This window comes from Lutibacter oceani (assembly GCF_003384935.1).
GTDB classification, from domain to species: domain Bacteria; phylum Bacteroidota; class Bacteroidia; order Flavobacteriales; family Flavobacteriaceae; genus Lutibacter; species Lutibacter oceani.
This window is the reverse complement of the sequence record NZ_QTTQ01000010.1, coordinates 559,817-582,601: the sequence shown is the minus strand read 5'-3', so window position 1 is coordinate 582,601 and position 22,785 is coordinate 559,817. Positions and strand designations below refer to the sequence as shown.

Genomic DNA, 22,785 nt, shown 5'->3' with positions numbered 1-22,785 from the left:
ATTTTATTTATTATTTACATTAATATTTATTGATGAATCTTCCAGCCCTTGTGATTGAGCTGAAAGTTTTATAATTCCTTCTGAATTTAGAGATTGCACAATTACGAGGCATTTACCATAAAAAGCATTTCTGTCTGAAGCTTTAAAAGAAGCATGACTTGTTGGGTCTCCATTATCCACGCCTACAATTTTTCCTGGACCTTCAATTTTAAACTGAATATTATTTGTTGCATTTGGTACTAGTGTACCATTTTTATCTAAAATTGAAACGGTTATATATGAAAGATCAACACTATCCGATTTGATAGTATTTCTATCTGCATTAAAACTTATTTGAGCTGGTTTTTCAGCAGTTTTTATTTCTTTTACAAGTATTTCTTTACCGTCTTTTCTTGAAATAGCTTTAAGGGTTCCTGGCTGAAAAGGAACTCTCCACATTATATGTAAATCATCTCCTTCTTTTTTCTTTGCTCCTAAAGATTTATTATTTAAAAATAATTCAACTTCATCAGCTTGAGAATAATATGCCCAAATATCTACGTCTTTTCCAATTTCCCAATTCCAATGTGGAAATATGTGAAGTACTGGTTTATCTGTCCATTCACTTTGATACATATAATAAACATCTTTTGGAAAACCAGCCAAATCAATTACGCCAAAATAAGAACTTCTTGAAGGCCAAACATAAGGAGTAGGTTCGCCTAAATAATCAAAACCAGTCCAAATAAACATACCTGAAAGGAAATCGTGTTTTTTAATAACTTTCCAGGTTTCTTCATGGGTTGAACCCCAGGGTGTGCTCACCTGATCGTAAGAAGAAATTGTATTGTCAGAATTACCGCCATCAAAAGGAATATCCCAACGAACGGGCCATCTTTTTAATGTATCTGATTTTTGATCATAATAACCTCTTGTTTGCAATCCTGAAGTTGTTTCGGTAGCTATAAAAGGTGTATTAGGAAAATTTTGTTTGTGGTATTCATATGTTTGGTGTGCATAATTATAACCAATTAAATCCAAAACACCAGAAGCGGCTAATGCATTATAAGTTACATTTGCCTTGTCAAACTGTAAGGTAACTTCTTGATTCTCCATATTTACTGGAGGATTCATTCCGGCAGTAATTAATCGTGTAGTGTCTAAATTTCTAACAATTGCTTTTAATTCTTTAGCGGTCGTTACCCCTTGCTCATTCCATTGTTCCTGAATTTCATTACCAATACTCCAAATAAAAACACTAGGATGATTTCGGTCTCTTTTTATAAAATCTTCTAGATCCTTTTTGTGCCATTCTTTCCAATTTATAGCATAGTCATATTTTGCTTTTGTATTGTTCCAAACATCAAAAGACTCATCCATAACAATAAATCCCATTTTATCGCATAAATCCAAAAGTTCAGGTGCAGGCGGATTATGAGAAGTTCTAATGCCATTAACTCCCATTTCTTTTAAAATTTCTAATTGACGTTCTAGAGCTCTTTTGTTAACTGCAGCTCCCAATGCACCTAAATCGTGATGGTTACAAACTCCTTTTATTTTTACAGATTTGTTGTTTAACATAAAACCTTTATCTAAATCAAATTTGAATGTTCTAATTCCAAATGGAGTTTCATAAGTGTCAACTAACTGATTGTCAATATATATTTCAGAAAGTATTTTGTATAATTGTGGGTTTTCAATAGACCATAATTTTGGGCTTTTAACATTTAATTTTTCAGAAAATGTGAGCTCATTTTTAGTTGTGATATTTAAATGATTGCTGTTTTCTGTGATTTTTTCATTATTAAAAAGCACTATTGTTTTTAATAAAATGTTTTTTGCTTCTTTATAATTGTTTGTTATTGAAGTTTCAAGATTAACAGTTGCACTGTCTAAAGTTACAATAGGGGTTGTTACAAAAGTTCCCCAATTGTTTATGTGAAGTTTGTTAGTTTTTACCAACCAAACATTTCTGTATATTCCAGAACCAGAATACCAACGTGAATTTGGTTGTTGAGAATTATCTACTTTTACTTTTATTTCATTTTCATTTTCTCCAAAATTTAAATAAGGAGTCAGGTTATATCTAAATCCTATATATCCGTTGGGTCTTTTTCCTAAATAATGATTGTTAATCCAAACTTCACTATTCATATAAACACCATCAAAATCTATATAAAATTCTTTGAGTTTGTCACTTTCTTCAATTTTAAAAGTTTTTTTGTACCATCCAGTTCCACCAGGTAAGGCCCCACCATTATAGGTTGCAGGATTGGTTTCATTAAAATCACCTTCAATGCTCCAATCGTGTGGTAAATTTAATTCGCGCCATACGGTATCAATTTGTTTAAAATTAGAATTGTCTTTTTTAGGTTCTAAACTGAAAAGCCAGTTGGAATTAAAATTTTCAACTGTTCTTGTTTTCTGCGGTTTATTGCATCCAAAGGTTAGAATTAAAATAAGAAAGTACCAAAGTAATTTAGCTTTCATTTGAAGGTTAGTTTTTGACCTAAGTCAGTTTGTATAAAAATAAGAAAGTTATTCTATATGTTTTATGAAAAAAATCATTATATCAATAAAAAGATACTATCATTTTTTAAATTATAGTTAATTTTCAGGTAAAGAAATCCATGTGTTCTTGAATGCTTTTTCACCTAATAGTACAGTATCTCTTTCTGCTTGTAAAAAGCAAAACTCTACTTTTTTTAAAACCTCATAAGGTTAAAATTTATAATACTTTAATAATTGGGTTAATAAATGTATAATACACGTTTATTTATCAAAAGTATATTTTATTAATAGTTATAAGTAACTTAAAATGTTCATTTTGTGGTACTATTTTTACTTTTACTTCAATATGGATTTAAAAGTAAAAATAGTACTATAAAAGAGTGTTTTTTAATAAATGAAAAGCAGCATTTTTTAGATGCTGCTTTGTTATTCCAAAGTATGTGTTTACTTCTTAATTTTGGTTTAAAACTTTTAAAATCGTTTTTCTGATTGTAAAAGATTAATAAATTTACATGAGACAGTAAGATTTAAGTTTCAGATCATTCATAATTAATTAGTTAGTTGTCTGTTCTAAATGGCGAAGTCGGTAAATTTTCAATATTATATAAATTAGCATCATCTGGATTATCAGCCCAGGCATAGCGAACATATAATGGTTTTTCTATTGCATCATTCCAAACAACAACTTTGTTGTTTTCAATAGTTGCTTTTGACCAAACAAATTTCTTGTCAGCTCCAGCAATAGAGAATCCTTTTACGTATCCGTATTTATCTTTAGTTATAAGTCCGGAACCTAAATGGTTAAAACTAACCACAATTTTATTGCCTTTTATTTCCTGACTTTTAAATGTTGGTCCGGAATAAATTAAATCCTGATTGTATGCAATTTTTTTTGCAGCTAAAGCCAATCTATAACCTACATCTTGTTTGTTTTTTGGGTGAATATCTGTAGCTTCGCCTAAATCAATAATTACAGCTTCACCTGTATTTGGAATGTTTAAAGTTTTGGATTGAGATTCTCTTAAAAGCGCCCAATTACTTTCAACTGAAGCATCTTGTGGTGCCATATAATTTGCTAATTGCACCCATAAAAAAGGAAAATCTCCAATCTTCCAATCTTTACGCCATTGTTTTATCATGGTTGGGAAAAGTTCGCTGTATTTTTCAGCTTCTTCCAAACTATTTGCATTGGACTCGCCTTGATACCAAATTGTTCCTTTAATAGGGAAATTTAATAAAGGATAAATCATTTTATTATAAAGCAGAGTTGAAATTTGATTTACACCCATAAAAGGTTTTCTGAATGAGCCAACTTTAAAACTCCATTTTTTTGCTAATGAAACAGTTCCGTTTGAAGTTTTAAGAAATAAATCTTTAGCATCTCCATAAATTCCACCGCCACCACCTGTGTCGTCAACTCTAATAGCAATTACATTAATTCCTTCTTTTAAGTTTTTAGCATCTACATTATAAACACGTGTTTTACCGTACTCTTGAATTGTTTCACCAACTTTATTTCCATTTAACCAAACATAATCTGAATCATCAATTTTTCCTAAACCAAGTGTAATAGGTTTAGAAGCTTCTTCTTCAGTTAAATTAAAGGATGTTCTGTACCAAGCAAAACCATCTAAACCTTCAAAACCTTCATTTTCCCACATTGAAGGTACCTTTATTTGAATCCAATCACTTTCATCTAAATCTGGTTTGGCCCAAAGAGGTTCGTTATTTTTAAAACCTTGATCTTCTTCTGTTAAATATGGAAATACTTTTTTATAAATAGCGGTCTGTTTGTTAAATTCTGCATCAGATTTTTTTTGAACTTGATCAAAAAATTCCTTTGCATTTTCAATTCCCAGAACTTCAGCACTCATCCAAGGTTCAATTCTACTTCCTCCCCAAGATGTGTTTATTAATCCAATAGGTACATTGTTGTTATTGTTTCTTAAGTTTTTAGCAAAAAAATAACCGACTGCTGTAAAGTCTCCAACATTTTTTGAGTTTGTAACAGTCCATTCGCCACCAGCTAATTCATTTTCAGGTGCATTGGCAGAGGATAAAGGAACTTTAAAATGTCTGATATTTGAATCATGTGCATTCGTAATTTCTACAATAGCATTGTTGGAATTTTTTACAAGCCATTCCATGTTGGATTGGCCAGAACAAACCCACACATCTCCAATTAAAATATCACTAATTTTAATTGATTCTTTACCCGATTTAATAGTCATTTCAAAAGGGCCTCCTTCTTTCATTTCAGGTAAAATAATTTTCCATGCACCGTTTGAATTTGTTTTGGTTTTGTAGGCTTTATTGTTAAATGTTACTGTTACCTTTTTACCTTTTTTGTGTGTTCCCCAAACATTGATATTCTGATTTCTTTGAATAACCATATGGTTGTTAAAAAGTTTAGAAACTTTTAATTGAGAAAACATACTTGAACTAACTAATAGCGCTACTACAACTAGTATGAGTTTTGTTGCTTTGAATTTCATTTTTTTACTAATATTTTATTATTGATTTCAAGGATGATTTAAAATCCTTTTAATTTTTTATATCTCATTAATGCTTCTACAAAATAATAATCGGCATACGATAAAGGAACATCAACTTCGCTGTTTGCAGGCAAATGACCAACTCCGTGTTTAAGTATAAAATTGGCATTATTTCCTAAAGCATTACGATATTGAGGTGAACTTAACGAACGAATTTGAGTTTCTGCTGTTTTTAAATATTTAGCTGAATTGGCACTATTTGTATACGTACTTAACTCAATAAGAGCAGCACACATAATTGAGGCAGCAGAAGCATCTTTATAGGTATCGGGAATATTTGGCGCATTAAAATCCCAAAACGGAATTTTATCTTCAGGTAAATTAGGATGATTTAATATAAATGAAGCAATATTTTCAGCTTGTTTTAAATATTCCGGGCTTTTTGTAAATCGGTACATTATAGTATAACCATAGAGTCCCCAAGCCTGACCTCTTGCCCAGGCAGATTCGTTATTGTAACCTTGTGCTGTTTGTTTAAGTGCTGCTTTACCTGTTATAGTATCGTAACTTATTACGTGGTAGGAACTATTGTCTTTTCTGAAATGATTTTCTAAAGTTGTATTTGCGTGTGTATTTGCAATATTTTTAAATTCAGGGCTATTAAATTTTTCAGCTGACCACATTAACAATTCTAAATTCATCATATTATCTATTATAACCGGGTATTGCCAATTATTGTTTGGACCTCCACTATCCCAAGATTTAATTGTTTTTGTTGTAGTGTTGAAGCGTGTTGATAATGATTTTGAAGCATTGTGAATAGCTTCTAAATAGGCTTCATCTTTTGTTAATCTATATGCGTTTCCAAAACTGCAAAAAATCATAAAACCAACATCATGATTGTCGGTTGTAAACTGTTGGTCTTTAACACGTAATGTATATTTATTAGCCCATTTTTCAACTTCTTTATTGTTAGAATATTCATATAAATACCATAATGTGCCTGGAAAAAATCCACTTACCCACCAGCTTGAATTGCAGGTTTCTAGGTTACCAAAACGATCGGTAGTTTTTGGTAATAAATTAGGCTTGTCTTTTAAAGATTCTGCCATTTTTAAACTTTGTTGCAAAGAGAATTCCAAAGATTCGTTTACAATTGTTTCAATTGGTTGTTCAATTGTTTTAACAGCGTTTTTACGGCATCCAAAAACCATAAAAAGTATTCCAATTATTAAAAAAAAGGTATTTTTTTTATTTATTATTTTCATATTTTAAGTTGAAGTACTTTGTTAACTGTTTTATTAATTAGAATTTTATCCGTTTTTAGGTAGAAGTTTGTGCGTATCAAATATAAAAACTTAAGATTGGTTTTTATATACATTTATTGTCTTTATTTAAACTTATTTTATCACTTTTTCAAATATTCGTAAAAAAAATAATGTTTCATTCCTTATTTTAATGAATTGATGTGGATTGAATTTATTTGATTTAAAGTGATAGTTTTAATTCAAAAATATAGTTAATTAGTACTTTTTTGACAAAAAAAATAACTAATTTGCAATGCTATATTGGTAATTAAATAATGTTATTTTAACATTATAAATCAGATTGTTTTAAAATTTATATGGATAAAAATTTTCATAGAGAAATTACTCCCATTGCACCTGAAGATAGCTTTCAGGTTTTTGACCGTATAAAGGATGATTTTGATTTTCCAATACATTTTCATCCAGAATACGAGTTAAATTTTATATTTAACGGTAAAGGTGTGCGTCGTGTTATAGGAGATAGTATGGAGGAGATAAATGATGTTGAATTGGTTTTAATAGGTCCTAATTTAGAGCATTGTTGGGAGTTGCATAATTGTACAAGTAAAAAAATTAATGAAATTACTATTCAATTTCATAATGATTTATTTGATGAAAAAATGCTATCTCGAAGAATATTTAAACCTATTAAAGATATGTTTGATAGGTCTAATTATGGAATACTTTTTTCAAGAAAAATATCCCTTGAATTAAAAGAAAGAATTCAAGCTTTATCTAAAATAGATAGTATAGATTATTTAATGGAACTTATTTCAATTCTTCAGGATTTAGCTAATTCCAGAAATCAAAGACTGCTTTCTACATATACTTCCCAAAATAAAACATTTGAAAATAGTGATAAAATAAAAAAAGTTTATGAGTATATTCAAGAGAATTTTAGTCGAAAAATTTTACTGTCAGAAATTTCGGAAATTGTAAATATGAGTACAGTTACGTTTAATAGATTTATAAAAAAACGTACTGGGAAAACTTTTGTTGAATATACAAATGATACCAGAATTAGCTATGCAACAAGGTGGTTAATTGAAACAGATTTAAGTGTTAGTGAAATAAGCTTTAAATGTGGATTTAACAATATAGCTAATTTTAATAGAGTTTTTAAGAAATGCAAAAACGCTACACCAACGGAATATAGAGAAAAATTTGAAGGCATTAAGAGAGTGTTATAAGCCTACTATAACCTTTTAATTATTTATATGAGCAGAATAATAAATCGAGAAATTACTCAACTAGAACCTGAAAATGGTTTTTTAGTTATAAACAGATTAAAGAAAAAATTCGATTTTCCAATTCATTTTCACCCAGAATATGAACTTAACTTTATACAAAATGGTAAAGGTGTTAGAAGAGTAGTAGGCAATAGTATTGAAGAATTAGATGAAATAGAACTTGTTTTAGTTGGGCCTTATGTAGTTCACGGATGGGAAACCCATAATTGTAAAAGTGATAGTATTTATGAAATGACAATTCAATTCAATAATAACATTTTTGATTACAAATTACTTTCTCTTAGAATGTTTAAATCCATTAGAGATATGTTAGAACGTTCTAAACATGGAATACTTTTTTCTAAAAAAACTTCTTTGGAAATAATGCCAAGAATCAAAGAATTTTCAAAAATAGAAACTATTGAAGAATTTATTAAACTGTTAGAAATTCTTCAGGAATTGGCAAATTCAAAAGAACAACGTTTGCTTTCAACTACACTATCAAATAAAAATGAATACGAGCAAAGTAGAAGAATTAAAATTGTTTATGAATTTGTTCAGGAAAATTATAATAGAAAAATAACATTGCCTGAAATTTCAGAAATTGTAAATATGACACCTGTATCATTCAATAGATTTATAAAAAAACGAACAGGAAAAACGTTTATTGATTATGTTAACCATACTCGCTTGAGTAATGCTACAAAATTGTTAATTGAAACCGATTTAAATATTGGTGAAATTGGCTTTAAAAGTGGTTTTAATAACATAGCTAATTTTAATAGAATTTTTAAAAAGATTAAAAATTGTACCCCAAACGAATATAGAATGAGGTTTGAAAATATTAACTAAAAGGGGGGGTAAATTTGACTTATATTTTTACATTTTTTTTGTAATTACACAGTTAGGGCTTACTAAAAATCTCTTATTTTAAATATTAAATTGGTTAAATAATATCATTGAATGATTAATTAAGCTAATGATACTTAACTTGTATATTTTAATTTTATAAATTCAAATAAAATAAAAATGAATACAAAATTTATATTTTTAATAGTTATAATACTGTGTATTGGTTGTAAAGAAAAAACAACATCTAATATTACATTTTACAATGCAAGTAATAATGCATTTAGTTATCAAGGAAGAACAGAAAGTCTTAAAGATAGTAGTGCAGTTTTAATAAGTTCGGCAGCTTCAGTCGAATTTTTTGTGAAAGGCGATTCAATAAATTTGTTTGTACAATCTGGTAATAATACTCATAATTATACTGTAATTACTATAAATGACAAATATCAAAAGCGTTATAAGATAAGTGCAAATTCAATTACCAAAATTCCATTGGTTTTACCTAAAAAAGAACAAAATAAAATAGGGATATTTAAGGCGACAGAAGCAGCAAGTGGAAATTTAATTTTTTACGGTGTTAATGCAGAAGAAATAAGTCCAATTATAAATGATAAAGAATTTTTTATTGAGTTTATTGGAGATTCTGTTACCTGTGGTGCAGCTGCTGACCCAAGTGATGTGCCTTGTGGTACAGGTGAATATTTAGATCAGCATAATGCATACTTAGCATTTGGACCAAGAGTTGCAAGAGCCTTAAATGTAAACTTTATGTTGAGTTCAGTTTCAGGAATTGGAATTTATAGAAATTGGAATGATGAAAATATTGAAGAACCTATAATGCCTCAAGTTTATGAAAATTTATATTTGAATTTAGATAGTTCAAAAAAATATAACTTTTTAATAAAACCAGCTATTGTAAGTATTTGTTTAGGTACAAATGATTTATCAAATGGAGATGGAGTAAAACCGCGTTTACCTTTTAATAAAGAAAAGTTTGTAGAAAACTATATAAGTTTTGTAAAAATGGTTTATAACCATTATCCAGAAACAAAAATAGTTTTAATGAATAGCCCAATGATTGGTGGCGAAACAAATAATCTTCTAATGGATTGCTTAAAAGAAGTACAATCTTTTTATGCAGAAAAAAATAAATCAATAGAATTATATGAATTGGACGCTGTTTATAATAAGGGTTGCACAACGCATCCAAATGTTGAAGAACATGGAGCAATAAGTCAAAAATTAATACCTTATTATAAAAATCTTTTAAATGAATAATTTATGAAAATGTTTAAAAAAATAACCTATTTAATAGTTTTGATTACAAACATTTCATTTGCAAATATTACTTTGCCTTCAGTGTTTTCAGATCATATGGTTTTACAGCAAAATGATGATGTGAAATTTTGGGGATGGGCAAATCCAAATGAAGAAGTTGTAATTGTTCCATCTTGGAGTGACAAAAATTATAAAGTTAAAGCAAATAATCAAGCATATTGGGAAATTAAAATTTCAACTCCAAAAGCGGGAGGCCCTTTTAATATAAAAATTACAGGTTATAATGAAATTGTTTTAAACGATGTTTTAATTGGGGAAGTTTGGTTATGTTCAGGGCAATCTAATATGGAAATGTCTGCTGCATGGGGGATAAAAAATGGAGTTGAGGAAATAAAAAATGCCAATTATTCAAACATTCGTTTTTTTAATATTTCAAAAACTTCAGCAACTTCACCGCAAAATGATCTAAAAGGAAATTGGCAAGTTTGCACGTCAGAAGTTATGAAGAATTCAAGTGCAGTTGCTTATTTTTTTGGAAGAAGATTACAAGAGGATTTAAAAGATGTACCAATTGGATTAATGGTTGCTGCTTGGGGCGGAACACCTGCTGAAATTTGGATGCCAGAAAATGTAATAAAGGAAAATGAAATTTTAAATAATGCTGCAAATAAGTTACAACCAGTAGAGTGGGGACCAACTGAACCAGCAAGAGCCTATAACTCAATGATTCATCCGTTTGTTGGCTATAATATTGCTGGAGCCCTTTGGTATCAGGGTGAAGCTAATGTTGGAGCAGTTAATTACGATAAAACTCTTGAGGCATTAATAAATTCATGGAGAAAAAAATGGGAAAAAGATTTTCCTTTTTACTATGTTCAAATTGCGCCTTATAATTATGGCAAAGATCATTTTGGAGGTGTTGAAATAAGAGATGCGCAGCGTAAAGTATTAGAAAATGTTTCTAAAGCAGGAATGGTTGTAATTAGTGATGTTTCACCAACGGACGATATTCACCCTAAAGATAAAAAACCAGTTGGTGAAAGATTGGCTAATTTAGCGTTGGTAAAGCATTATAAAACCTATTTTGATATTGTAAACGGACCTTTATTTAATGGAATTACAATAAATAATAAATCAATTACTGTTCATTTTGATAATGATGAAGGATTATATTTTTCTGATAAAAAAATAGCTTTATTTGAAATTGCAGGTGAAAATAAAATTTTTCATTTAGCAAAAGTGAAATTAAAAAATAATATAATTACGCTCTCATCAAAAGAAGTTAAATCACCAAAATACGTAAGATTTGCTTGGGGAAATACAAGTATTTCTAACCTTTTTAATAAAGCTAATTTGCCAGCTTCAAGTTTTACTTCTGAATAATTGGTGAGTATAAAATTAGTTTGAATAAATAAGGCTGTAAAAAATATTTAAAATCGTCAACCTGAAACAAGTTCAGGTTGACGAAAAATTCACTTTTCAGACAGCCTTTTTTTAATTAAATTGAAATGGTAACCTTAGTTTAAACAGATTATTTTTCTTTATCAGTAAGTTTTTTATTTGCTATTGTAATCAATTCTAATGTTGAAGTATCTGATGCAAATACTGAGTTTAATCCCTGAGGTTCTTGTGGTGGATCTGCACTAAAATCATCGCCATGTAGCCATTTCCCACTTTCGTCATTAGTTTTAGCATAACCAGCAAACCCCCAAAAGTTTAAACCAGCCAAAACACCTTGCTCTTTTTTACTTTCTACAATTCTTTCAAAAATTGCTTTGTAAAAAGTATTTCTGTTTTCAATAGGTGCATCAAGTGATAAACTTTCTTTTTCTCTTGGAAAACCAAATTCAGACATTACAATTGGCTTTTGAAGTTTTTTGGCCACTATAATGTGTTCATTCATATATTTATTTGCATTTTCAATTGATAATTGGGTAGTTTCTTTTTCATTATTTATATCATACCAACCCCAATTTTTTGGCCACATATGCATAGTTAAGTAATCAACATTTTTATTTTTATGTAGTCTTTCGTACATATCAATATCCTGTAAATAACTGGCTTTTCCTTCTGCACCTGTTGAAATTAAATGTGTAGCGTCTAAAGATTCTATAGTAGTTACGGTTTCATTTAGCCAATTTGCAAATGTCTTTTCGTGGTCAGGAGTCATTAATACTCTTGGTTCATTTGCAACTTGCCATGACATAATTACATTATCTTCAGAATATTTTTTTCCAGTATAAGCATTTGTTCTACCAATAATAAATTTTAAGTGTTTGTAAAACGCTTCTTTACAAGGTTCGCAAGAATGAAATTGTTTTGTGTAATTCATATATTCATCCCAAGTATACTCTTCTAAAAAAGGATTAGGAACTTTTCCATAACCATTCCATTCAAGGTATTGAGACATCCCCCCAGACCAAATCCAGTTATTGTTTAAATATAAAACAGCATACATATTTCTTTTGCGCATTTCCGCCATTAAAAAATCTAAACCATCCAATAAATCCTCGTTATAAACGCCTTGTTCGTATTGTAAAGCTGGATGCACTCTTGAATCTCCACCATCACCTTCAGCACCTACTAAAATTCTCAAGTTGTCAATACCAACTTCTTTCATTAAATCTAATTCTTTAATAAGTCGTTCTCTGTCTCCAATATTTTTAGCCGCAATTAATGGTCCGTACCAATAATTAGTACCAACAAAATAATAAGGATTTTCACCTTTATAAAACTTAAAATTTTTAACTGAAATTAAGGCAATAGTATCTTTTGATTCAATAGCTGTTTTTTGTTCAGCATCTTGAATTTTATTTTTGCACGAAAAAAGTAAAAATAGTATTGATACAAAAAAAAGTGATTTATAAGTTTTCATAAATTAAATATTAATTTGGTAAATTATACATTTCTGGTAAGTCATTTTCTAAAACAGCTTCTACTTTGTTAGTGAATTGTAATTATAGTTATAAAAAAGATTATTATTTGTTTAATACAATACAAGCTCTAGAAGTGTGATAGGGTGCTTTCCACATTCCTATTTTGTAATCTGAGGTATATAATTTTCCTTTTTTATCAACTCTCCAAAACCATTCACCATTTGTTTTATCAATTATTTTAGTTTGAATAAAATTTAAAATCTTGGTTGATATTGAAAGGTATTTTTCATCTTTTGTAATATTATATGCATAGCGAAGCCCAACAAGTGCTTCTGCTTGAGGCCACCAATGTTTGTCACCATCTAACTTACCAGTTTTTGGTTCATAATCATTCATAACACCACCATCTGTATCAATTCCAGTTTGTATAAAAACATCCGCAATTAACACTGCAACTCTTTCTGTTTCAGTAATTAATGTTTTGTTTTCTAAAACTTTGGCAGCTTCAATTAAAAGCCAGGCAGTTTCAATATCATGTCCAAACGAAACAACACTACTTTTCAAATTCCATTGTTCATCAAAAAATAGGTTTAAATTATTGTTTGAGTTTAAAAATTTAGTCAAAAACAAGTTGATAAGTTCTGTTAAGTTATTTTTTAAACCTTCATTTTTATATACTTTATAAAGATTTGTATAGGCCTCTAAAACGTGTAAATGCGTATTCATAGTTTTGGCCTCATTTGCATCTTTATCGCTTAATCTCATATCAGCAATTGGTGACCAATCTTCATTAAATGCTTCAATATACCCTCTAAATATATTGTCTTTAGCATACTTTTCTACTAATTCGTAAAGTTCAACTGCCCAATTAAGAGCTTCCTTATTATTTGATAAAATATAATATTCAGATAAAGCATAAATCATAAAAGCTTGTGCATAAACCTGTTTTCTTGTGTTTATAGGATTTCCTTTCACATCTAATTCCCAATAAACTCCTCCAAACTTTTCATCATTAAAGTTTGTTTTTAAATAATTATATGAGCGTTCGCACAATGCATTGTATTTATCAGTTTTTAAGTGATTTGATGCAGCTGAAAATGACCATAATATCCGAGAATTTAAAATAATTCCTTTTGAAGCATTTGGAACTAAATTGTTATAATGATCTCTTTCGCCTACAAAACCACCATTTATTTCATCAACAGTATTTTCACTCCAATAATTAAGTATATTTTGAAGTTCATTGGCTAATGAAACCGAAACTTCTTTTGCTAATTTATGCATTAATACAATCCTTTATTTTTTTCAATTAATTCTAAAATTGTTTCAACAGAACCTGCCGAAGTAAGCTTATCTTCAGGACTATTAGTTACATAATCTACTAAAATTTCAACGGAAGTAGTAGCTACATGCATTCTAGTATCAGAAGAAGCATAATAAATATATATGGAGCCATCTTCATTTTCAATCCACCCATTAGTAAATAAAACATTTGAAACATCACCTAATGTTTCTTTATAGTTTGGAGCCATAAAATATCCTGCAGGATGATGAATTACTTTTGTAACATCATCTAATGAAGTCATGAACATGTATAAAGTATATCTTAAACCTGCTGCTGTATTTCTAACTCCATGTGCTAAATGTAACCACCCTTTTGATGTTTTTATTGGTGCTGGTCCCTGGCCATTTTTCAATTCATAAACAGTGTGATATACTTTATTTGTAAATATTTTTTCTTCTGTTACAATTGGGTTGGTCATATCTTTTACATAACCGAATCCAATTCCGCCACCTTTTCCAATATCAATAAACCCATCTTGTGGTCTAGTATAAAGTCCGTAGTGTCCATTTACAAATTCGGGATGTAAAACAACATTACGTTGTTGCCCGGTATTGGATATTAAATCAGGTAATCTTTCCCAAGTTAATAAATCTTTTGTGCGAACAATTCCTGCATTTGCTATAGCGGAGCTGGTATCTCCAACAGGAGCTTTTGGATCTTTTCTTTCGGTACAAAATATACCATAAATCCAACCATCTTCATGCAGTGTTAAACGCATATCGTATACGTTTGTATCTGGATTTCCTTCAATTTGAGGAATTACACATGGTTTGTCCCAGAATTTAAAGTTATCAATACCATTAGGACTTTCCGCAATTGCAAAAAATGATTTTCTATCATTTCCTTCAACTCTTACACATAAAATAAATTTTCCATTTAATTTTATTGCACCTGAATTAAAAGCAGCATTAATTCCTATTCTTTCTAATCCGTAGGGATTAGTTTCTGGATTTAAATCATACCTCCAATGAATAGGTGTATGATCTGCTGTTAATACAGGGTTTTTGTACCTTTTATAAATTCCATTTGTTTTAGAAACAGGTTTATTTTTTTTGCTAAGTAATTTAGCGTGACGCTTTTTTTCTTTATTTAAGGTTTTTAAACTCATGCTTAATTCAATAATAAATTGTTGATTAATCTAATTCTTCTTCTAATTTATTCCACCAGAATTTTTTCAGTAAAAAGATACATACTACTAATACTGCAATTGAAACATATATAGGTGTACTTTGTCTAAAAATAATATACATTGGTAAAATTACCAACGCAGTTTGCGCTATAATTCCTATAAATACGTTAAACATATCCATACCAAAATCTTTATTTTTCTTAAAGTTTGAATCTTCCGCAACTAGTTTGTCGTAAACAGGTTTCCAGAATCCCCAAGGTCTTACGTTTTTGTAAAAATCTTTTAAAACAGCTTCTTCAGTAGGAGGTGCAGCGTATGTGCCTATTATGCTTCCTATTAAAGAAACGATTAATAAAATTGGGAATAAATACAATTCATTTACATCTGGAAATATAAAAGTTGGAACTATGTAAGCTGAAGCTAATCCTGCAACCATTCCCCAGAAAAATCCTTCACCATTAAACCTCCACCAGTGCCATTTTAAAATATTTGCTCCTACATAACTTCCATATAATACAGAAACAATTATATTTAAAATTGCATTTACATTTTCAGCATAAAAACCTAAAACAATACTTACAATAACTACAATTATTCCAGTTAAGTAATTCATATTTTTAATCTGGTTTGTTGTAGCTTCTGGTTTTGTATATTTTAAATAAATATCATTTACTAAATAAGCTTGAGCGGCATTTAAGGTTCCTGCAAATGTTGACATAAATGCGGCAATTAATCCAGCTAATAATAATCCTAATAATCCTACAGGAACAAATTCTTTAATTGCGGTTGGTAATATTAATTCAAAATCAATATTTCCAGTTGAATTTAATAAATCTAATTTTTCATAATAAACTAATGCTAAAGCGGCAAAACCTGCAATCATTAAATACCTGATAGGCATTAAAATTACCGATACAAAACCGCTCATTTTGGCTGCTTCAGCAGGTGATTTTGTGGATAATATTTTTTGCATATCATAGGTAGGCGCAGGGCCGGCAATACTTACAAGTACTCCTTTAAACAGCATCATTAAAATTAAGTATGTAAATAATCCGTATCCATCACTTTCAATTTTTTCAGTTACTTCAGGAATAATGCTATTCCAATCCATATCTAAACCACCTTTAAAAGGACTCATCCAACCTTCAGGGACATTTAAACCCCCGGTTCCAATAGCTTGAAATCCTAAATAACCAATTACTAATGCTGCAACAGTCATAATTGCAAATTGTACAACATCTGCCCATACAATACCAGACATTCCGCCAAGTAATGAATAAAATACTGCAAAAATTGTAAACATTGTACCATAAAAATGAGGTACATATTCAGGTGCAATATTGAAAGGAATATAATTACTTACTACCTCCCAAGGAACAAATATTTCTACAAATTTACCTAAGCCTATAAATCCATAAGCCAAATATCCAAGGCATACTACTAGTGCAAAAACTACAACAATAATATGAGACATTTTAGCACCTTTTCCAAACCCAAACCTAGTTCCTATCCATTCAGCACCAGTTGTTGCGTTTGAACGTCTTAGCCATTTAGAAAGGTAGACCATTAAAAATATTTGATTAAAAACAGGCCATAACCAAGGTATCCAAGCACTTTTTATACCATAAACAAACATTAATGTTACTAGCCATATTGTGCCTGAAATATCGAACATTCCGGAGGCATTTGAAAGACCTAACATATACCAGGGAATAGATTTTCCTCCTAATAAATAATCATCTTTACTTCTTTGTGCTCGTTTTCTAAGTACAAGACCAATTACAACAATTGTAATTAAATACAATGCTATAATTAAAATATCTACCGTATGTAATAATTCCATAAATTTTGGTTAGTTTAAATTAGAGTTTATATCTTTTAAGAATAAGGTTTTTGGAAATTTTTCAAATTCAATAAAATCAGCCTCATTTAATTGTCCGTTATAAGGCATATAATGATGTTTTGTATCGTAATTTCTCCAGGTTAAAACCCAAGAAATTCCTGAGTTTTCAATTGCAGGATACAAAACTTTTGTAAACCATTTTTCAGTTTTTAGAGATTCTAAACCTGTTTCTGAAAAAGCATATAATTTATTTTTTTCAGTTGCTATTTTTTTAACAATTTCTAAATCGTGAATAACTGCTTTTTGATATTCTTCAGCATTGTTAAAATCATAAATGTCAATTCCTAAAATATCAACATAATCATCACCGGGATAATATTCTAAATAGGTATCAGAGGGATTTAATTTATTAGGTGAATAAGCGTATAAAATATTATGTAAATTGTGTTTGTTTTTAAGTAATTCAACAGTTTCTTTCCATAAAGTAATGTAATCTTCAGCCTCACAATTTGCACCTCCCCACCAAAACCATGAACCGTTCATTTCGTGAAAAGGTCTAAAAATTACTGGAATGGCTTCACCATTAACCTGTAATGTTTTTATAAAATTTGCAACGCGTGAGACCCATAATTCATATTTTTCTCTTTGGTTTCCACCTTTTATAATATTTGTGACAGCTTTTGTTTGATCCCAGGAACTGCCTTCTGTTACAGGGTTATTTGAATGCCAGCTAATTGTGATAATTCCTCCTTTTTTATAGGCATCAATAATTAATTTTGTCATTGCTTTAAAAGGAACAGTATCCAAATTATAAGGCTTGTCAATTTCAATCCAACCTAAATCAAAGCCAAAAACAGCGGGAAAATCACCAGTTACTTTTTTAACATCACTTTTTATACTTGTAGTATCATTCTTATAATTCCAACCTAAACCATACGAAGTATCATCTTGATGGCCAATTGCAAAACCTTTTTTTGAAATTTCTAACAACCTGTTATGTAATGCTATTGTTTTTTTAGAAGCTCTTTTATCAACCAAAACAGGTTTTTTAAGTTCCTCTTTTTTTTCACCATTACAAGAATACAAAAAACTAACAATGATTAAAACTGAAAATATATTGTAAAATTTCTGGTTTCTGTAAAACTTTAAATTATGTTTCATTTTAGCTGGTTTAGAAATAATTAATTAAATGTAAATCTATTTTGTTTACGCATAGATAATAATTTTCAAATTTAAGTATATGCTTAACTATAGGTTGATATTATTTTATCAAAACGCTAAAATATAATTACATTTTATTTTATGTGTAAATAAATTTTTAGTGTAATAACACTGTTTTAACTTGCTTTATTATAGTTATTTATAGGTGTTTAAGGTTAATCTATAAAATCAGTTTGTAACAAATATTTAAGTAAAAAAGTAGTTGGTTGAAATTATTTTATTGATATATGACAAAATAATATTAACAATAGCATAACATTTCATATAATTTTGAAAGTAGTAAAAATTACAATGTTTTTTACTGATATAATAATTTAGATTAATTTTATACAGAAAAGCGCTGTCAAATATTTTTTATTTTTTCAGAGCTTTTAATTAATATGTAAGATATGAAAAAATTGGTAGTAGTATTTTTAGTTTTAGTTTCTATTAATACGTTTTCACAAAAGTTTGAAGGGTTAGCAGAAACTCCACCATTAGGATGGAATAGTTGGAACACGTTTGCAACAGATATTAATGAAGAATTAGTAAAAGGTATTGCAGATAAATTTATAGAATTAGGTTTAAAGGACGCAGGTTATGAATATATTGTTTTAGACGATGGATGGATGGCTAAAGAAAGAGATGCAAATGGTAATTTGATTGCAGATCCTGTTAAATTTCCTAATGGAATGAAAGCCTTGGCTGACTATATTCATTCAAAAGGATTAAAGTTTGGCATTTATAATTGTGCGGGTTCTAAAACTTGTGGAGGTTATCCAGGTTCTCGTGGTTTTGAGTATCAAGATGCGCGTTTATATGCTTCTTGGGATGTTGATTATTTAAAATATGATTGGTGTAATACAGAAAAATTAAATGCGGAAGGAGCTTATATGACAATGCGCGATGCATTAAAAAAAGCAGGAAGACCAATTGTATTTAGTATTTGTGAGTGGGGAGATAATGAACCTTGGAAGTGGGCAAAAGATGTTGGTCACGCTTGGAGAGTTACTGGTGATATTATTAATTGTTGGGATTGTGAAATTGGACACGGATCATGGTCATCTCGTGGAGTATGGAAAATTATAAATTTACGCGAGGATATTAGAAAGTTTGCTGGGCCAGGACATTGGAATGACTATGATATGATGGAAGTTGGTAATGGAATGACTGACGCAGAAGATAGGAGCCATTTTGCTATGTGGAGTATGTTAGCATCGCCATTAATTATGGGGAATGATTTAAGAACTGCTTCCAAAGAAACAGTTAAAACATTGGCTAATAAAGAAGTTATTGCTGTGAACCAAGATAAATTAGGAATTCAAGGATTTCGTTTTTCAAATGAAAATAATTTTGAAATTTGGTTAAAACCATTAGAAAAGGATGCTTGGGCAATGACATTTGTTAATATGAGTGATGAAACAAAAAGTATTGATTTTGATTGGATAAAACACGGATTTGGTGATGATCTTAATGGAAAATGGGTTGATTTAAAACAACAAAAATTTAGTATTAGAGATTTATATAATCATAAAAATTTAGGTGATACCTCATCAAATTTAAAAGCTGAAATTGGTTCTCATGATGTTTTAATGATAAAAATGGTAAAAAAATAGACTGACTTAAAATATAAATGCATAAAAAAACAAAAATCCTTTACTAAAAGGATTTTTGTTTTTTTATATGATAATTATAAAAAATACAATTTAGCAAGCTTCAGAAACTTGATTTTTAAGGGGAAACTTAAAAATAGCTTTACAAATAATTGCATCTTCATCATTATTTTCAATTTCAACTACAATCAAAAGTTGTAATTCAGACTGATTTAATTTTTTAATTTGCGACGTTAATGATAAATTATCATTTAAATACGCATTTTTTAAAATTTGTAATTTGTATAACCGAGGAGTTGGATGTGCTAAAACTGTTTTCTTTAAAATTACTTCTTTTGAAAAATGTTCCATTTCACTGTATAAAATATTAGATAAAAGGGCGTTATTATTGTTGGTTGTATTTGGTGTAACCGTAAATCTTTTTTTTGGGGTTGCAATTAAATTTTCTAGAGTTTTCATATGTAATTTATTTATGTATTTATATTAATTGGTATGGGAATTGGCATTTTAGTGTTTGAAATTAGTTGCTTACAAAGCATAATAATTGTGGAATAGACCTGCTGTAAAATAATGGAATGTTTCATAATAGTTGTTTTTAAGTATTAATTTATTGTATAAAAAAAGGTGCTTTTTGAAAAAGCACCTTTTAAAAATTTATATATTTAAATTTATTTTCAATTTATATTGAAAGTGCTTTTTGTAACGAATACATGTTGTTGCTTAAAATTACGCATAACATATACAGTGCAAATCGATTTGGAAACCGACTTTACATTCATTAGAATGGATGATAAAACTGAATATGTTGTTGTAATAACTTTCATAATATGTATCAAAATTAAAAAAATATTTTAGATACAAAAGAAAATTAATATTAATTTATAGTTAATGCCGCTTTTCATGTAAATTTGCATTAATAAATAAATACAATAATTATGGCAAGTATAAAAAATTTAAAAAAAGATATTAATTACGTTTTAGGAGATATTATTGAAGAATGTTACACGTGGGAAATATTAAACCCTAAAGCTGATAAAAAAGCAACAGAAAAAATAATTGATGAGGCTATTGAAGCATTTGATACCTTAATTGAGAAAGTAAATTTGAAAAAAGTTGATAACTCGAAAGCTCATTTTAAATCAATTACAAGTGAACTTGAAGAAACTGCCAATAAATTAATTGAAAAAGTTAATAATTTGTAGTTTTTTGATTTTCAATTATATACATTTTTAATTTTAAAATGCGGTTTTTTTTGTTTAAATTAGTATAATAATTAATATAACAAATACGTTCTTAATTTTACCAACTAAAAAATTTTTAATTTATGGCAAGAGCAATGTTTGAGTATACTAAAACAGTACTCGAAAAAGTAAGCTTTAATTTAGAATTGTTTAAAAAAGAATTAGAAAAAGCAGTAAATAGACTGTTACCTTATGAAGTAAAAGAGTTGTATTTTTGGTTACAAGAATTCACTTATAATAAACCAGATCTTCATAAATGTCTAGCTTTAGTTGAATCTAAAAAAAGGAGCCTTTAGGCTCCTTTTTTTTGTTGTATAGGACTAACTATTTTAACATTATTAAAAGCAATAACCCCCCTAATTAATCCATCAATTACGTTTTTTAGCGCTTCAATTAAATGAATTTTTAAATGTGATTTATGATAAATAATACTTACTTCCCTTGCCGGTACTGGTTTTTCAAATTCTCTCAAGTACTTTTTATCACTATCATTTAAATCTAAAGTTTGTAAATAAGGCAATAAAGTCATTCCTAATCCTTCTTTTGACAATTTTATTAAGGTGTCAAAACTACCACTATGCAATTGAAAATGCTGATTTTTATGCCCAAAAGTACTGCATAGATTTATGATATTTTCTTTAAAGCAATGCCCATCTTCAAGCAATAAAATATCATCAATATCTAAATTTTCAACGTCTAAAGTAGTTTTGTTAAATAAGCGGTGTTCACTAGGAACAAAGCCTACAAAAGGTTCATAATACAAAACACGTTCTTTTATATTTTCATTTTCAAGTGGAGTAGCTGCTATTGCAACATCAATGTGTCCTTCAGTTAATTTGTTTACAATTTCTTCAGTAGTGAGCTCTTCTATTTTTAAATTAATTTTTGGATATTTTTTTATAAATGTTTTTAAAAATATTGGTAGTAGAGTTGGCATAACTGTAGGTATAATTCCTAGTTTAAAATCCCCTCCAATAAAACCTTTCTGTTGATCTACAATATCATTTATTCTATTGCTCTCATCAACAATTATTTTTGCTTGTTCAACAATTTTTTTACCAATTTCAGTTAGCTGAATGGGTTTTTTATTTCTGTTAAATACTTTTGTTTCGAGCTCATCTTCTAATTTTTGTATTTGCATACTTAAAGTAGGTTGCGTTACAAAGCAATGTTCTGAAGCAATAGTGAAATTTTGATATTCAGCTACAGCTAATACATATTTTAATTGTGTTATTGTCATTACTATAAAAATTTATGATAAAGATATTAAAACTATCGATAATGATTATAATAATAAGCATCTTTTTTTGGGTAAATTTGTGATAGATATAAGAATAAATAAAGATTAAATTTTAAATATTATACAATATGAATACTACAATTATTGGATTAGACAAAAAAGAAACTGAAAACTTAACTGTTAGTTTAAATGATTTATTAGCAAATTTTCAAGTTTATTACCAAAGTTTAAGAGGCTTGCATTGGAATATAAAAGGAAAATCATTTTTTGAATTGCATGTGAAATTCGAGGAGTTTTATACAGATTCACAAGAGAAAATTGATTTAATAGCTGAAAGAATTTTAACCTTAGGAGGAACTCCATTACACACGTTTGGCGATTATTCAAAGTTAGCAAAAGTACCTGTTGGAAAAAATGTTACAAATGATGTTGAAGCAGTAAGTTTAGTTGTAAATTCTTTATCAGAGTTATTAAAAATTGAAAGAAATATATTGAATGAATCTGATGAAGCTAACGATGAAGGAACAAATTCTATGATGAGTGATTTTATAGCTGAGCAAGAAAAAACTATTTGGATGTTAAATGCTTGGTTAAATTAAAAAACTAAATATTAAAAAAAAGCCGTTTTAAAGTATTTAAAACGGCTTTTT

At 28.8% G+C, this 22,785-nt stretch carries 18 protein-coding genes; 8 read left to right on the top strand and 10 right to left on the bottom strand.

The annotated features are described in order from the left end of the window. Positions 1-3: 3 nt before the first annotated feature. The 3 genes from galB to BX611_RS08060 all read right to left on the bottom strand — a co-directional run bounded on the left by galB (position 4) and on the right by BX611_RS08060 (position 6,253). Positions 4-2,469 (bottom strand): beta-galactosidase GalB, encoded by a 2,466-nt coding sequence (galB, locus tag BX611_RS08070; RefSeq protein WP_115879974.1) that lies wholly within the window; start codon positions 2,467-2,469, stop codon positions 4-6. Positions 2,470-3,047: 578 nt separating this feature from the next. Next, the gene (locus tag BX611_RS08065; RefSeq protein ID WP_115879972.1) at positions 3,048-4,985 is read right to left on the bottom strand and encodes a sialate O-acetylesterase; all 1,938 of its coding nucleotides are present in this window, start codon (positions 4,983-4,985) and stop codon (positions 3,048-3,050) included. A 38-nt stretch (positions 4,986-5,023) separates the two neighbouring features. Next, the gene (locus BX611_RS08060; RefSeq protein ID WP_205417107.1) at positions 5,024-6,253 is read right to left on the bottom strand and encodes a glycoside hydrolase family 88 protein; all 1,230 of its coding nucleotides are present in this window, start codon (positions 6,251-6,253) and stop codon (positions 5,024-5,026) included. A 356-nt stretch (positions 6,254-6,609) separates the two neighbouring features. Here BX611_RS08060 and BX611_RS08055 point away from each other — a divergent pair, with 356 nt between their 5' ends. From BX611_RS08055 to BX611_RS08040, 4 genes are all read left to right on the top strand, one after another. After that, positions 6,610-7,482, top strand: a complete 873-nt coding sequence (locus BX611_RS08055) for an AraC family transcriptional regulator (RefSeq protein WP_181897239.1) — start codon at positions 6,610-6,612, stop codon at positions 7,480-7,482. Between the two features lie 27 nt (positions 7,483-7,509). Beyond that, positions 7,510-8,373, top strand: a complete 864-nt coding sequence (locus BX611_RS08050) for an AraC family transcriptional regulator (protein ID WP_115879968.1) — start codon at positions 7,510-7,512, stop codon at positions 8,371-8,373. Positions 8,374-8,550: 177 nt separating this feature from the next. Continuing rightward, positions 8,551-9,648, top strand: a complete 1,098-nt coding sequence (locus tag BX611_RS08045) for an SGNH/GDSL hydrolase family protein (RefSeq protein WP_115879966.1) — start codon at positions 8,551-8,553, stop codon at positions 9,646-9,648. 3 nt (positions 9,649-9,651) lie between these two features. Continuing rightward, complete coding sequence (locus tag BX611_RS08040; RefSeq protein ID WP_115879964.1) at positions 9,652-11,031, top strand: sialate O-acetylesterase; 1,380 nt, start codon at positions 9,652-9,654, stop codon at positions 11,029-11,031. Between the two features lie 148 nt (positions 11,032-11,179). On the opposite strand, the gene BX611_RS08035 is transcribed toward BX611_RS08040, so the two are convergent. The 5 genes from BX611_RS08035 to BX611_RS08015 form a co-directional block, all read right to left on the bottom strand. After that, positions 11,180-12,523 carry a glycoside hydrolase 5 family protein gene (locus tag BX611_RS08035; protein ID WP_205417106.1) on the bottom strand — a complete coding sequence of 448 codons (1,344 nt, stop codon included), beginning with the start codon at positions 12,521-12,523 and terminating at the stop codon, positions 11,180-11,182. 103 nt (positions 12,524-12,626) lie between these two features. After that, on the bottom strand, positions 12,627-13,808 hold the full coding sequence (locus BX611_RS08030; RefSeq protein WP_115879962.1) for an AGE family epimerase/isomerase: 1,182 nt from the start codon (positions 13,806-13,808) through the stop codon (positions 12,627-12,629). Next, positions 13,808-14,977 carry a glycoside hydrolase family 130 protein gene (locus BX611_RS08025; protein WP_115879960.1) on the bottom strand — a complete coding sequence of 390 codons (1,170 nt, stop codon included), beginning with the start codon at positions 14,975-14,977 and terminating at the stop codon, positions 13,808-13,810. Before BX611_RS08025 ends, BX611_RS08030 begins: the two co-directional genes overlap by 1 nt. A gap of 25 nt (positions 14,978-15,002) precedes the next feature. After that, a complete protein-coding gene (locus tag BX611_RS08020) occupies positions 15,003-16,841 on the bottom strand; it encodes a sodium:solute symporter family protein (RefSeq protein ID WP_115879958.1) in 1,839 nt (612 codons plus the stop codon). 9 nt (positions 16,842-16,850) lie between these two features. Then, on the bottom strand, positions 16,851-18,002 hold the full coding sequence (locus BX611_RS08015) for a glycoside hydrolase family 26 protein (protein ID WP_115879956.1): 1,152 nt from the start codon (positions 18,000-18,002) through the stop codon (positions 16,851-16,853). 449 nt (positions 18,003-18,451) lie between these two features. Here BX611_RS08015 and BX611_RS08010 point away from each other — a divergent pair, with 449 nt between their 5' ends. After that, the gene (locus BX611_RS08010) at positions 18,452-19,657 is read left to right on the top strand and encodes a glycoside hydrolase family 27 protein (RefSeq protein WP_115879954.1); all 1,206 of its coding nucleotides are present in this window, start codon (positions 18,452-18,454) and stop codon (positions 19,655-19,657) included. 90 nt (positions 19,658-19,747) lie between these two features. Here BX611_RS08010 and BX611_RS08005 read toward each other — a convergent pair whose 3' ends face one another. After that, positions 19,748-20,113, bottom strand: a complete 366-nt coding sequence (locus BX611_RS08005; RefSeq protein WP_115879952.1) for a hypothetical protein — start codon at positions 20,111-20,113, stop codon at positions 19,748-19,750. Positions 20,114-20,589: 476 nt separating this feature from the next. Between BX611_RS08005 and BX611_RS08000 the strand changes: the two genes are divergently transcribed. Then, entirely contained in the window at positions 20,590-20,856 is a 267-nt protein-coding gene (locus BX611_RS08000; protein ID WP_115879950.1) for a hypothetical protein, read from the top strand. Positions 20,857-20,978: 122 nt separating this feature from the next. Continuing rightward, entirely contained in the window at positions 20,979-21,191 is a 213-nt protein-coding gene (locus BX611_RS07995) for a hypothetical protein (RefSeq protein ID WP_115879948.1), read from the top strand. Here the strand turns inward: BX611_RS07995 and BX611_RS07990 are convergent. Then, on the bottom strand, positions 21,188-22,135 hold the full coding sequence (locus BX611_RS07990) for a hydrogen peroxide-inducible genes activator (RefSeq protein ID WP_115879946.1): 948 nt from the start codon (positions 22,133-22,135) through the stop codon (positions 21,188-21,190). The two genes, BX611_RS07995 and BX611_RS07990, sit on opposite strands and share 4 nt — an antisense overlap. A 128-nt stretch (positions 22,136-22,263) precedes the next feature. Between BX611_RS07990 and BX611_RS07985 the strand changes: the two genes are divergently transcribed. After that, positions 22,264-22,734 carry a Dps family protein gene (locus BX611_RS07985; RefSeq protein ID WP_115879944.1) on the top strand — a complete coding sequence of 157 codons (471 nt, stop codon included), beginning with the start codon at positions 22,264-22,266 and terminating at the stop codon, positions 22,732-22,734. The last annotated feature ends 51 nt before the right edge of the window (positions 22,735-22,785 follow it).

Excerpts from the sequence above, each read along its gene's own strand:
- BX611_RS08035 (WP_205417106.1), bottom strand. The coding sequence starts at position 12,523 with ATGAAAACTTATAAATCACTTTTTTTTGTATCAATACTATTTTTACTT.
- BX611_RS08025 (WP_115879960.1), bottom strand. The coding sequence starts at position 14,977 with ATGAGTTTAAAAACCTTAAATAAAGAAAAAAAGCGTCACGCTAAATTA.
- BX611_RS08045 (WP_115879966.1), top strand. The coding sequence starts at position 8,551 with ATGAATACAAAATTTATATTTTTAATAGTTATAATACTGTGTATTGGT.
- galB (WP_115879974.1), bottom strand. The coding sequence starts at position 2,469 with ATGAAAGCTAAATTACTTTGGTACTTTCTTATTTTAATTCTAACCTTT.
- BX611_RS08000 (WP_115879950.1), top strand. The coding sequence starts at position 20,590 with ATGGCAAGTATAAAAAATTTAAAAAAAGATATTAATTACGTTTTAGGA.
- BX611_RS08030 (WP_115879962.1), bottom strand. The coding sequence starts at position 13,808 with ATGCATAAATTAGCAAAAGAAGTTTCGGTTTCATTAGCCAATGAACTT.
- BX611_RS08065 (WP_115879972.1), bottom strand. The coding sequence starts at position 4,985 with ATGAAATTCAAAGCAACAAAACTCATACTAGTTGTAGTAGCGCTATTA.
- BX611_RS08050 (WP_115879968.1), top strand. The coding sequence starts at position 7,510 with ATGAGCAGAATAATAAATCGAGAAATTACTCAACTAGAACCTGAAAAT.
- BX611_RS08005 (WP_115879952.1), bottom strand. The coding sequence starts at position 20,113 with ATGAAAACTCTAGAAAATTTAATTGCAACCCCAAAAAAAAGATTTACG.
- BX611_RS08040 (WP_115879964.1), top strand. The coding sequence starts at position 9,652 with ATGAAAATGTTTAAAAAAATAACCTATTTAATAGTTTTGATTACAAAC.
- BX611_RS08060 (WP_205417107.1), bottom strand. The coding sequence starts at position 6,253 with ATGAAAATAATAAATAAAAAAAATACCTTTTTTTTAATAATTGGAATA.
- BX611_RS07985 (WP_115879944.1), top strand. The coding sequence starts at position 22,264 with ATGAATACTACAATTATTGGATTAGACAAAAAAGAAACTGAAAACTTA.
- BX611_RS08015 (WP_115879956.1), bottom strand. The coding sequence starts at position 18,002 with ATGAAACATAATTTAAAGTTTTACAGAAACCAGAAATTTTACAATATA.
- BX611_RS07990 (WP_115879946.1), bottom strand. The coding sequence starts at position 22,135 with ATGACAATAACACAATTAAAATATGTATTAGCTGTAGCTGAATATCAA.
- BX611_RS07995 (WP_115879948.1), top strand. The coding sequence starts at position 20,979 with ATGGCAAGAGCAATGTTTGAGTATACTAAAACAGTACTCGAAAAAGTA.
- BX611_RS08055 (WP_181897239.1), top strand. The coding sequence starts at position 6,610 with ATGGATAAAAATTTTCATAGAGAAATTACTCCCATTGCACCTGAAGAT.
- BX611_RS08010 (WP_115879954.1), top strand. The coding sequence starts at position 18,452 with ATGAAAAAATTGGTAGTAGTATTTTTAGTTTTAGTTTCTATTAATACG.
- BX611_RS08020 (WP_115879958.1), bottom strand. The coding sequence starts at position 16,841 with ATGGAATTATTACATACGGTAGATATTTTAATTATAGCATTGTATTTA.